Source organism: Aquiflexum balticum DSM 16537 (genome assembly GCF_900176595.1).
Taxonomy (GTDB): domain Bacteria; phylum Bacteroidota; class Bacteroidia; order Cytophagales; family Cyclobacteriaceae; genus Aquiflexum; species Aquiflexum balticum.
Window position 1 is genome coordinate 5,937,501 of the sequence record NZ_LT838813.1, and the last position, 12,308, is coordinate 5,949,808.

The following is a 12,308-nucleotide window of genomic DNA, read 5'->3' on the forward strand; positions in this document are numbered from 1 at the left end:
CAAAATCTTTATAAAGGGATATTTATAGAATAAACCAAAAAGCTCCGAAGCATACTGTAAATCCCAATAAGAACCCTCCTAGTACCTCTAATGGTGTATGAGCATTTAAATATAACCTGGAAGAGGCTATAACTCCTGTCAGTAAAATAATCCCTAAAAAATAATACAATAGGCCATAATCAGAAAACTTCAAAATAGTCACTGATATGATTGCCAAAAAACCCGATATCCCTGTCATGTGGGCACTGATTTTCCAAAAAAAAGTAACCCCGGTCATTATGACCAGGCAAATGGAGATAGTAGCCAAGGTTTGAACAAAAATCGGTTCCAACTTAAATTTTGTGTGAAATAAATAAGTGGAAAAAATATAAAATCCTGTGACCATAGTAAATGGAAAAAGCCTATCCTCCTTACTTTCCATGTGAAAAGATGAAATTTTATTTGTAAGTCTCATGGCAATAAGACTAAATATTGGAATAATAAAAGTGGTCAAAAAAATCATCAATAAAACAAAACTTTTTTCAACCAAACTGAGACCTGTAACTTGGGGTACAGGAAACAACAGGAAAAGAAAAATCAGACTTGGTACTACAAGGGGCTGAAATAAATAAGAAAGTATTAAAGCAGTTCTTCTAATCACTTAAAGTTCCTTTCTCAATCTTGCAACAGGGATTTGCAATTGTTCTCTGTATTTCGCGACGGTTCTCCTTGCTATATTATAGCCTTTATCATTGAGCATTTTCACTAATTTGTCATCTGATAAAGGCCTCTTTTTACTTTCATTATCCACCAAGGACTGGAGAACACTTTTCACTTCTTTGTTGCTTACATCCTCACCTGAGTCAGTGGCAATACCTTCGGAAAAGAAATACTTCAAGGGATAAATACCAAATTCAGTCTGAATTGATTTACTGTTTGCAACTCTTGAAACAGTCGAAATATCCATTTCAATTCTTTCAGCAATGTCTTTAAGGATCATCGGTTTCAGTTTGGTCTCATCGCCCTCATAAAAAAAATCCCCCTGAAAGTCCAGGATGGCCTGCATGGTCTTGAGCAAAGTATGCTGTCTCTGTTTGATCGCATCTATAAACCATTTGGCAGAGTCAAGCTTTTGCTTGACAAAAGTGACCGTATCTTTCAATTTTTTATCCTTTTTATCACTCTTCTCAAAGGCATCAAACATTTCCGAATATGACCGGCTTATTCTCAATTCAGGTGCATTCCTGGAGTTTAAAGAAATCTCTAATTTCCCATCAGTATTGGTCAGAATGAAATCCGGAATAATATATTGGGTTTTTACCAATCCATCCGATGTGCCACCGGGTTTGGGGTTGAGGCGCGTAATCATATTAACAGATTCCTTTAATTCTTCCTCTCCCAAATCAAGTTTCTTTTGGATTTTTGAATAGTGTTTTTTGGTAAATTCGTCAAAACATTCACTGAGTATTTTGATTGCATTCTGAACGGTAGTATCATCCGGATGTTCTTTTCTTTCCAGTTGGAGGATTAAACATTCCTGGAGATTTCTGGCTGCTATTCCTGCAGGGTCGAAAGTCTGAATTTTTCTGAGAATTTCTTCAATTTCATCAACATCCGTTTCGATATTCTGGCTAAAAACCAAATCATTGATAATTGCTTCAAGATCCCTCCTGATATATCCGTCATTTTCGATACTGCCTATCAGTTGCCTGGCGATTATTTTTTGCCTTTCGTCTAACTTTAAAAATCCCATTTGGGCTATTAACTGCTCATGAAGCGAAATTCCTCCCGAAACCGGAATTTCTCTTTGATCCTCCTCAGACGTATAATTTCCGTCACCCTGCATTTTATACCCACTATAATCATCATTGAGATAATCCTCAATGTTGACTTCTTTTTCCTCAAAATTTGACTCTTCTTCATAATTGTCCTCAAATTCTTCCTCAGAATCTTTTTTATCTTCATCCTTCCCTTCTTCAAGAGCTGGGTTGATTTCCAACTCTTCTTCTACCCTAGTGTCCAATTCAGCGGTAGGCACCTGCAATAGCTTTATGAACTGGATTTGCTGTGGGGAAAGTTTTTGAGATAGAGACTGACTTAAATGAAGTTTCTGCATACTTGTTAAATTAGAAAAGGTTTATAAAAATCAGGCATCAATTTTGACTTGATCCTTATTCCTAGCTTTCAAATTTAGGAAATTAGAACAAATTTTTGATAAAAAGCTTATTATATCGTTTTTTTGCATTCCCTTTAAGACGTCTATTTTAAAAGGGTCTTAAACTTACATTTTATAAACAAAAATATGGCCTTCAATAAAAGAGTGAAAATTAAAGAGTTGCTTGAAAATGACTACATCGATCGTGATGTGGTAATCATGGGATGGGTAAGGACAAAAAGAAGCAATAAAAACGTTTCGTTCATAGCACTCAATGACGGATCATCTATAAAAAATTATCAAATTGTAGCAGACCCAAATATTCTCAGTGAAGAAATACTAAAAAAAACCACCACAGGTGCTTGCCTTAAGGTATTTGGCAAGATAGTTCCTTCACAGGGTGCCGGTCAACAGAATGAACTGGTTGCTGCCAAGATAGACATTCTTGGAGAGGCCGATCCTGAAAAATACCCGCTCCAACCAAAAAAACATTCTTTGGAATTTTTAAGAGAAATCGCTCATCTTAGGGTGCGGACAAACACTTTCGGCGCGGTTTTTAGAGTCAGGCATGCCTTGGCATTCGCTGTGCATAAATATTTTAATGACAAAGGATTTTTCTACATACATACTCCCATCATCACTGCTTCAGATGCAGAAGGTGCCGGTGAAACCTTCAAAGTGACTACTTTGGACCTCAAAAACCCACCTATTTCTGAAGATGGAAAGATTGATTTTAAATCTGATTTCTTTGAAAAAGAAACAAACCTAACAGTTTCAGGTCAATTGGAGGGCGAGTTGGCAGCTATGGGACTTGGAGATATCTACACTTTTGGTCCGACCTTTCGTGCAGAAAATTCAAATACTGCGCGACACTTGGCAGAATTCTGGATGATAGAACCTGAAATGGCTTTTTATGATGCCGAAGACAATCAGGATCTTGCTGAGGATTTCCTTAAGTATGTAATTTCCTATGCGCTTGAAAACTGTAAGGATGATATTGCATTTCTGGATAATAGAGCTGCTGAGGAAGATAGCACCAAAAAAGCAGACCAAAGAAGCGAAATGGGATTGTTGGAGAGGTTACAATTTGTGGTAGAAAATAAGTTTCAAAGATTGACTTATACTGAAGCCATTGATGTTTTGAAAAATTCCAATTATAACAAGAAGCAAAAGTTTCAATACCTTATTGAGGATTGGGGCGTGGATTTACAATCCGAACATGAGCGGTACTTGGTAGAAAAACATTTCAAAAAGCCTGTAATTCTGACCGACTATCCAAAAGAGATCAAAGCCTTCTACATGAGACAAAACGATGATGGCAAAACAGTTGCGGCCATGGATATATTATTTCCCGGGATAGGAGAAATTGTTGGTGGTTCACAGAGAGAAGAAAGACTTGATCTGCTTTCCAAAAGAATGGAAGAAATGAATATCCCAACTGAGGAAATGTGGTGGTATCTGGATACAAGAAGATTTGGTTCAACCCCTCATGCCGGATTCGGTTTGGGTTTTGAAAGACTTGTATTGTTTGTTACCGGGATGGGAAATATCAGAGATGTGATAGCATTTCCGAGAACTCCGGGACACGCAGAGTTTTAAAAAGTATCTCGAAAAAACCACCAACTTAGGTGGTTTTTTCGTTTAGCTTTATTCATTAATTAATTCAGTTTCTGAATCTAATTTTACAGCAGCTTCATCTGTATCTATCACTTTGATCCTTCTGGCCAATGGAATACACAGTAAACTCAAGAAGATGGCAAAATACCCAACAATATCATAATTCAACAGCTCTCCATTGGCCCCCTCGGCTAAAATCAGCCCTGCCAGGAAAGAAGCCAATCCTGCTGAAAGCTGCTGTACCGCGGAATTAAAACTAAGAAAACTGCCTCTATTCTCAGATTTTGCTGTACCTGTTATCAATGCTGCAGCCGGAACCATCCTTCCATTGGAGGTGACAAAAAACATAGTCGAAATCAACAGGACATAGGGTATGGGAGTTTGGCCCAAATGAGTAATTACCCCAATTGGGATAACGTTCAAAGTCATAAAAATGGTAAAAACTTTTATTTTCCCGTATTTATCTGTCATTCTTCCTACCCAAGGAGAGGTAAAAATCGTAAAAAATCCGCCAGCCATATAAATATAAGTAAGCTCAATCTCACTAAAGCCAACATTAGCCACCATATAAGGACTCAAAAAAGGGATAATAGCAAACTGCCCCAACATCATCATGATGGTCAGGGAAATAGCACGCATTTGATTTCCATTTCCGGTAACTCTCTGAATCACCTGAATAGGACTCGGTTTAAATTGTTGCTTTTCCAGATGGGCAGTAATGGATGGTATAAATCTATAAATCATCCAAAGAATCAACAAAGACAGGCCTGCCAAAAAGAAAAATGGAGCATGCCAATTAGAAATACTGGCAATAAATAACCCAAAAGGAACTCCTATTACAGAAGCCACAGAAAATGCAGCCATTACTAGTCCCATAGCCCTACCTCTTCGGACATCAGGAATAACATCACCTATAATGGATAAAACCAAAGCTGATGTAAGACCGCCAAAAACACCTGAAATTATTCTTGATATCAATAAAATGGAATAATTTGGGGAGAAAGCACAGGCCAATGCACCAAATAAGAATCCTGTGAATACCCAAAGCAAAATGGTCCTACGGTCATATTTATCCAGAATAAAGGCTCCAAAAAAACTGCTCACACCCGCACTAAATGTGTAGGATGAAACCAATAGACCAAACTCTCTTGGCGAAATTTCAAATATCCTCATCAGCTGCGGGCCTAGAGGCATCAAGATCATAAAGTCAACAATGTGGGTGAAATTTATGGCCGCCAGCGTCCATAATAAAAACTTTTCTTTATACATCAGCGATAAAATCCTGCTTGATTAACTTGATGAGATTTATTTTAGTTCTAATATTCCCCGATTCTTTATCAATCTATATCCAATTGGGTATATGTAGCAGGAATGTAATCGATGATATCACTTGCTATCAATCCTCTCCTCTTAACCACTGAGGCTAACTCACCTGCCAATCCATGATGGAATACACCACAAACAGCCGCATTAAATGGCTTGTAACCTTGTCCCAAAAAAGAAGTAATCATACCGGTTAAAACATCACCCGAACCAGCAGTAGCCATGTACTTATTCCCTGTAGAATTAAAATATTGATTTCCATCAGGGCAAGAAATACAGGTAAATGCTCCCTTCAATACAATGAAAATATGGTGTTTTTTGGCCAAATCTTTAGCTTTCCTTAATCGTTCCTCCTGGTTTTCACAAATACCGACCAATCTTTCAAACTCTTTGATGTGCGGAGTAAGGATGCTTTCTTTTGGAATCAATTTTAAAAGATCCGGATTTTTGGAGATTAAATTTATACCATCTGCATCAATGACAACGGGTTTATTGTAATTGCTTAACAATTCCCTGTAAAAAGAAATATCGACGTTCATTCCCCAACCTGGGCCTATACCCATTGCATCAAATTGTTTATAGTCCTGTACTTCTTGGGAATCAAAAACCATTACTTCGGGAACTGCTATTTGTAACACCAATCGTTCTCCTTTTGGTATGTGGGCATGAACAAGACCGCTTCCTGTGCGCAACGCTGATTTTGAAGCCATCAATACTGCCCCGACTTTTCCAACACTCCCTCCAATAATTATTACTCTCCCATAATCACCTTTATGACTGAAATTATGGAATTTTTTATGCAGGCCGGGTATATCTGATTTCCTGATTAAGAATTTCTGATTGGAAAAAGACTTTAAAAAATCATCATGAATTCCGATATCTGCAATGTGTATATCACCGACAAAAGAAGCATGTTCAGGAAATAACAGGGAAAGTTTAGGGAATTGGAAAGTAACTGTATATGCTGCCTTGAAACATGTTCCATCCAGAACAGCATCTGATGGAATCCCGGAAGGAATATCAATGGAGATTTTCATTCCTTCCACCCTATTGAGTTTTTCGATTGATTCTTTGAAGATTCCTTCCAAAGGTCTGTTTATCCCAACTCCAAAAATTCCGTCAATTACAAAATCATCCTTAGAAATATTGAAGGAAAAATCCTTAATATGAATCTTACTTATGTTTTTTGGCAGTTTAGCAAAATTAGATTGATAGTCATTACTGCAATTTTCCGAATCTTCAAAATACACAACATGTACTTTGTCTGTTGTTTTTGAAAATATTCTGGCAATAGCAAGTCCGTCTCCTCCGTTGTTACCTGGACCGCAAAAAATAAATATGGCATTTTCATTTTTTGGAAAATGAACAAAAAACCAGTTACAAAAAGATACAGCTGCTCTTTCCATTAAATCCAACGAGGTAATTCCTTCATAGGAAATGAAAGCTTTGTCAAGTTGAGAGACACTTTTTCCTGGAATTATACTCAGCATTATTTACCTTGGATTATTTTCAATCTACAAATTAATGAAATCATTTCTACCAATTAAACCATAAGGAATTTTAAAGAAGGCTTATTGGCAAATAGACATGGGTCTAAGTTAAAACAAATCTCCTTTTCAAAAAGAATTACCCAAAAAAAAAGCCATCCCAATTGGGACAGCTTTTTTTATGCGTTAGAATAGTTTTAATTATTCTGTACTTTACCAGTTGATGCATACATCAATTTCCTGGCATCAGCCTCTCTCAATTCAAATTGTATATCAGAAATAGGTCCCATCTTCACTTCACGGTCCGCTTTCATAGAAATTGTAATCTGATCTCTTTCTGCTTCTGAAAGTTTATCTTTTTCCTGGTTCACCCAAAGAAGAATATCTTTGGTATTGATCAGAACATCATTTGCCTGTATCCTAGGTTCTGTTCCATATAGAGCAGTATTCTTTGGCTTTCCAACAAATAAATAAGAAATCAAAGATTTTTTCTCCAATTTTTGAAGTTGTGTCGCTTGCGGAAGTTTTTGTTCAACAAGAAGTTCCTGATCTCTTAATACCGTTGTCACCATGAAGAAAAACAAAAGCATAAAGATAATATCCGGTAGAGCTGAGGTAGGAATATTTTCCGAAACCTTATTCTTTTTCTTAAACTTTGACATATCAGTTTCCTCCTATTTTATCTGGTTCTGCAATTGAAATCGCCATAGGTATATTTTCCTTACCTCTGTCAATCAATTCTTTTTCAGCGGCATTTTTCCCTGTCAAAGCCCTGTATTGATCAGCGGTCAAACCAACCCTTTCAGCATATATTTCAAAATATGCTTTTTTCACTTGATCCAACACTTCAAGATACCTTTCATAACTTGTCCCTCTGTTTGTCTTGATGGAAACCACTGCTCCTCCTGACATGGGATGATCAGAAGACTCAGGACTCCTGTTGGCCCGTGATTTTAAAGATTGAGGCAATGAATTGAATAATGCAACAGCATCCTCATCAGGAGCACCGAAATTCAAAATGAAATCTTTGATTTCTTCAGAAAGATTATCAGTATTGTCCATATAGTCGCCTTCAACCAAAAGCTGATCATTGGCATTTACCAGAATATTGAAAATATTTCTTTCATTCAATTCAACTTCCGGTGGCGGCTGATTGGGATCTTGCTTTGGTGGAAGGATATTCAATACACCCTTATCAGAAGCAATTGTTGTCGTAACGAGGAAAAAGATAAGCAACAGGAAGGCGATATCCGCCATGGAACCCGCATTTACCTCCTGACTCACTCTTACTTTCTTTTTTGCCATTATTTTATTGCTTTATTGATTTCTGTTAACACGATGCCCACTACCGCTACGATAAAAAGGCCATAAACTGTGATTAACGAACCCCCAACAAATTTGGACATGCCGGGAGTCAGATTAAATGGTTCCGCAGCAAATTTTGGAAGCACGTCTCCATCTGATATTGAATAAGCTATGAAAAACACAACTGCCAAAATTGCAACTCCCACGCCTGTTTTCAATAATGATCCAGGATTATCGAGGGATTTTACCAATGGCATCAATATCGCTGCTATTGCTCCTACGATAATCAGTATTTCAGCAACGTATATAAATATATCTATAGAATCCATAATTGTTTTTTATAAAGTTAAGAATAATTTTTAGTTGATAAATAATCAAACTAGAAATTACTTAGTCAACTTATGCCTAACAAGGATATCTACCAAGGTAATGGAAGCGTCTTCCATATCATTTACCAAAGAATCAATCTTAGCCACACAATAGTTGTAGAATAACTGTAGGATAATAGCGACAATCAAACCCGCTACTGTAGTCAAAAGGGCGATTTTGATACCACCCGCTACGAGAGATGGAGAAATATCACCGGCTGCTTCGATGGCATCAAATGCACCGATCATACCGATTACAGTACCCATGAAACCCAACATCGGAGCAAGGGAGATGAAAAGAGAGATCCAAACCAATCCTTTTTCCAATCGGCCCATTTCAACTGAACCATAGGCAATGATTGATTTCTCTACCATTTCTATACCTTCTGTGTACCTCATCAAACCTTGGGTAAAGATTGAAGCAACAGGACCTTTAGTGTTTTTGGTGACATCCTTGGCAGCTTCAATACCGCCTTGTTCTAGCGCTTCTTCAACTTTAGCCAACAATTTCTTGGTGTTGGTTGTAGAAAGGTTCAGGGTAATGATTCTTTCAATAGCTACTGCAAGACCCAAAATCAAACAGATCAATACGGGAGACATAAAAGTCGGGTCACCTTCAATGAACTTTTCTTTGATTACTTGGTGAAACCCTTTATTCTCCTCAATGATTTCATCATCGACGATAGCGGGCGCAGCAGGGGCTGCTTGTTCAACAACTTCTTCTGTTGCTGTTGTGTCTTGTGCATCTTGAGCCTTCGTGGTTGCCGGGAACATCAAAATTCCGGAAAGCATGAACAAAGCGATTAACTTTTTCATAATGTAGATTTTAAATAGAATTTAAATAAAGGTTAAACGGTTTCTAAATTAATAATGAGATTTTAAAGTTATCATTTTTTCATTTCAAATTGCAAAGGAAACATTCATAAATTTTTTATAAAATTAGAATTTGGATGTTTTTGATAACTTCTTCGCAAGCTAAATGAAGGATTATGAATTAATTAGGTTAATTATATAAGCGGATATAGAATTATAATAAATGGACAACATTTGAGTTTACTTCCTTATTTGATTGAGAAAGCAAGCAATGATATTAAATTCAATTCCATAATTCAACTAAATCAAATAAAATCCTGAAATAAATATAAGTGGCACTAAAATTTGGACAACTCAATAAACTAATTGATTAGCTAATATAATCAATTCTGTTTTAAATCGCTTCATTTTTTTTGAAGAAAACTAATTTATTCGCTGATAGTCAAAAAGAATCATTGTTGAAAAACAGAATTCAATTCACCAAAAAACCTCCAGCAGATATTTTGAAGGACAGGGAGAAGTGGATTTTTCGTGCACCTAGTGCATAAAAAAAGCTTTGTCGAATCTCTCTTTAGTAGATTTCAAACACCAGGATTCTCCTATCTTCCAAAAAAATTTAATGAAAGTTTGTTCATAAAAAAACCGATACCTCCATAGTACCGGTAATTTCTCGCAGAGAGGAAGGGATTCGAACCCTTTTTACTTATATTAGGAAATATAACTTTAAATCATCTTACTAAAGCTATTTAAACAAGGTTTATAGTAAACAGAGACAAGACAAATCAACCTAAATAAAAAATAATTACACCCCAATTAACACCCCAATTGTTTTTTTTATATCTTAGGTGTGTCTTAAATGGGGAAAAAATGGCAAAACTTACAATCCGGTTCGAAATCCGGCAGGAAAAATTGAACCGAGAGGGCATGGCTCCTATTTCATGTATCCTTTCAGTTTCGCAAAACAGAAAGAGATTAGCTACTGAAATCAGTATCCCACCAATCAATTGGGATAAATCCAAGCAAAGAGCAACCTACATTAATAAAAAGATGCACTCAAAGACAGCTGGATCAAGCGCATCAATTATCTTGATGGAATCCGACATTGATAGGATTAATTCACTTATAGAGAAATTCAAATCCAAGCTCAACTTTATTGAGGATGGATTTAGACTTGCAGACAAGGATTATAGTGTGGAGGACATTTTTGATTCATTCAGAAATTCCAAAACCTCCACCGGAATTAAGGGTCCAGAAAAAGCCACTTTAATAACTCAGACTGTTCCAGACTTCATAGACACCTACATAGAGAGGAATAAAGCGAGTAGGGCCACAAGAAGTCTTGGAGTGTATTCACAGCTTCAAAGTCATTTGAAGAGTTTTGAAAAATGGACAGGAAAAAAGGTAACCTTTGATAGGATAGGACTTTCATTTTTTGAGGAATTTCAATCATACTTGATTGAGGAACGTGATACAATAAACAACATTACCATAGCCAAACAGCTAAGCACACTTAAAACATTGTTGGGATATGCCAGAAAGCATGGAATAGAAATGAATCAATCATACAGGGATTTTACTATCAAACGGCAAAAACTTGAAGTGATCACCTTATCAGAAAGTGAATATAGGTTATTGAAAGAAGCAAATTTGAAGGGAGTAAGCCGACATGAGAAAGCACGAGACATATTCATTTTTCTTTGCGCAACAAGTATGAGGTTTTCGGATTATGATCAATTCAAAAGAGAGCATATTAAAGGCAGTACTATCCAATTGACCATGAAGAAAGGAAGTAAGCCATGGGAAATACCGTTAAATCCTGATTCACTTTCCATACTCGAAAAATATAAAGAATTGGCTGAACCTTTGCCTAAGATTTCAAACCCAAAGCTATCCAAATACATCAAGGAGGTTTGTGAAGTTGCAAATATTGATGAATCCATTGAAATTGTGAGATACAAGGGTGCCGAACCAATCAGACAGGTTTTTCCCAAACACAAACTTGTTTCAGCACATACCGGACGTAAGACATTTTGCACACTTTCTCTTGAACGTGGGGCATCAGTTGAAACGGTCATGAAATGGTCTGGTCATGAGTCATATGCAAGTTTCAAACGGTATGTCAATTTAAGCCGGACTCACAGCATAAGTGAAATGGAACGGGTTTGGGGCAAAGGAAATATCTTGAAAGCCGGATAAATATTGAAATTGAAATTGAAAAAAAGTCAAAATTCCAAAATACTTGCATAAATAAGTAGTTTACGAATGGTGAAAAGTTTTTAATTTTAAAGGAAATCTTTGGGGAAAAAGAATGGAACGAACAGAAAACCCTGTTATTGAAAGGCAAATTTATTGGTTAAAGTATTTTAAAATCCCATCTTTTATTGATTTTTTAAATGGAAAACCAAAACCCTTTTTGGATATGGCAATGCTTGTTGCTGAAGATACAGATGAAAGTAATGAAGTTTGGTTTAAATATGTAGATGGGATAATTGAATTATTTATAGATAATCTTAGTTCAAAGATCAAGCCTAATTTGGAAAAATCTAATCAGTTGACTAGTAAAGGTTTTGAAATTATTTTGAATTATATTAAAAATCCTACTTTCCAGAAAGCTGTAATAAAAAGGCATCAACATGGAAAAGATATAATTACATTATCAGGAAACCTTCAGACAATTGTATCTTCAAAATCATTAGAAAATTTTAGAAAAACTACTAATAAAATCTTGTGGTCAGAAAATTCTTTTTTGGAATTGCGAAAAGCTTATATTGACAAGGTTAAAAAAAATCATGGGTTGCTAACTAATGATGAATCGAGTATGAGCCGAAATCAGAAAAAGACTGATTTAACACCCGTACAAGCAGGGTATATGTTATATTTTTTAATGGGAAAACACCCTAATTTTAAAAAATGCACTTCTAGGAATCATGTTGGAATTAAAGAGAATTTAAAAAAATTAGGTATCGAAAAAATGAGTCCTAATACTGTTTATCAAAAAGGAATTAGAATTCTTAATAATGCTGTGAAATACAAGGATTTTATCAATCCTAAAGATGTAGCAGAAATAATTCCAAAACTCAAAAAATTGGATCCAGAAATTGCTACTACAGCAAAAAATGAGTTTTATTATTTGATACATGGTAGGGATTAAGGGTTTGCAAGTAAATTTTTTTTTGAAATTTTTTGATCTGATTTTCAGCATTTTATAAAAACGAACTCTTTTATATAACCTTGCTAACCTATATACAACCGGTTAGCGAC

General features: G+C 35.9%; 11 protein-coding genes. 4 read left to right on the forward strand and 7 right to left on the reverse strand.

Features of this window, described 5'->3' with window-relative positions:
- Nucleotides 1-452 precede the first annotated feature (452 nt).
- A complete protein-coding gene (locus tag B9A52_RS25800; protein WP_157370294.1) occupies nt 453-602 on the forward strand; it encodes a hypothetical protein in 150 nt (49 codons plus the stop codon).
- A 38-nt stretch (nt 603-640) separates the two neighbouring features.
- On the opposite strand, the gene rpoN is transcribed toward B9A52_RS25800, so the two are convergent.
- Nucleotides 641-2,095, reverse strand: a complete 1,455-nt coding sequence (gene rpoN / locus B9A52_RS25100) for an RNA polymerase factor sigma-54 (RefSeq protein ID WP_084123295.1) — start codon at nt 2,093-2,095, stop codon at nt 641-643.
- 186 nt (nt 2,096-2,281) lie between these two features.
- Between rpoN and asnS the strand changes: the two genes are divergently transcribed.
- Nucleotides 2,282-3,733, forward strand: coding sequence for an asparagine--tRNA ligase (gene asnS / locus B9A52_RS25105; RefSeq protein ID WP_084123296.1), 1,452 nt, complete (start codon nt 2,282-2,284; stop codon nt 3,731-3,733).
- A 48-nt stretch (nt 3,734-3,781) separates the two neighbouring features.
- Here asnS and B9A52_RS25110 read toward each other — a convergent pair whose 3' ends face one another.
- The 6 genes from B9A52_RS25110 to B9A52_RS25135 form a co-directional block, all read right to left on the reverse strand.
- The gene (locus B9A52_RS25110; RefSeq protein WP_084123297.1) at nt 3,782-5,020 is read right to left on the reverse strand and encodes an MFS transporter; all 1,239 of its coding nucleotides are present in this window, start codon (nt 5,018-5,020) and stop codon (nt 3,782-3,784) included.
- 68 nt (nt 5,021-5,088) lie between these two features.
- A complete protein-coding gene (locus B9A52_RS25115; RefSeq protein ID WP_084123298.1) occupies nt 5,089-6,564 on the reverse strand; it encodes an NAD(P)H-hydrate dehydratase in 1,476 nt (491 codons plus the stop codon).
- Nucleotides 6,565-6,758: 194 nt separating this feature from the next.
- Nucleotides 6,759-7,223, reverse strand: coding sequence for an ExbD/TolR family protein (locus B9A52_RS25120; protein ID WP_084123299.1), 465 nt, complete (start codon nt 7,221-7,223; stop codon nt 6,759-6,761).
- 1 nt (nt 7,224) lies between these two features.
- Nucleotides 7,225-7,866, reverse strand: coding sequence for an ExbD/TolR family protein (locus B9A52_RS25125; protein WP_084123300.1), 642 nt, complete (start codon nt 7,864-7,866; stop codon nt 7,225-7,227).
- Nucleotides 7,866-8,195 carry a hypothetical protein gene (locus tag B9A52_RS25130; RefSeq protein ID WP_084123301.1) on the reverse strand — a complete coding sequence of 110 codons (330 nt, stop codon included), beginning with the start codon at nt 8,193-8,195 and terminating at the stop codon, nt 7,866-7,868. Before B9A52_RS25130 ends, B9A52_RS25125 begins: the two co-directional genes overlap by 1 nt.
- Before the next feature lie 57 nt (nt 8,196-8,252).
- Nucleotides 8,253-9,050, reverse strand: coding sequence for a MotA/TolQ/ExbB proton channel family protein (locus B9A52_RS25135; RefSeq protein WP_084123302.1), 798 nt, complete (start codon nt 9,048-9,050; stop codon nt 8,253-8,255).
- 864 nt (nt 9,051-9,914) lie between these two features.
- Here B9A52_RS25135 and B9A52_RS25140 point away from each other — a divergent pair.
- Nucleotides 9,915-11,243, forward strand: coding sequence for a site-specific integrase (locus B9A52_RS25140; RefSeq protein ID WP_084123303.1), 1,329 nt, complete (start codon nt 9,915-9,917; stop codon nt 11,241-11,243).
- 112 nt (nt 11,244-11,355) lie between these two features.
- On the forward strand, nt 11,356-12,198 hold the full coding sequence (locus tag B9A52_RS25145) for a hypothetical protein (RefSeq protein ID WP_084123304.1): 843 nt from the start codon (nt 11,356-11,358) through the stop codon (nt 12,196-12,198).
- The last annotated feature ends 110 nt before the right edge of the window (nt 12,199-12,308 follow it).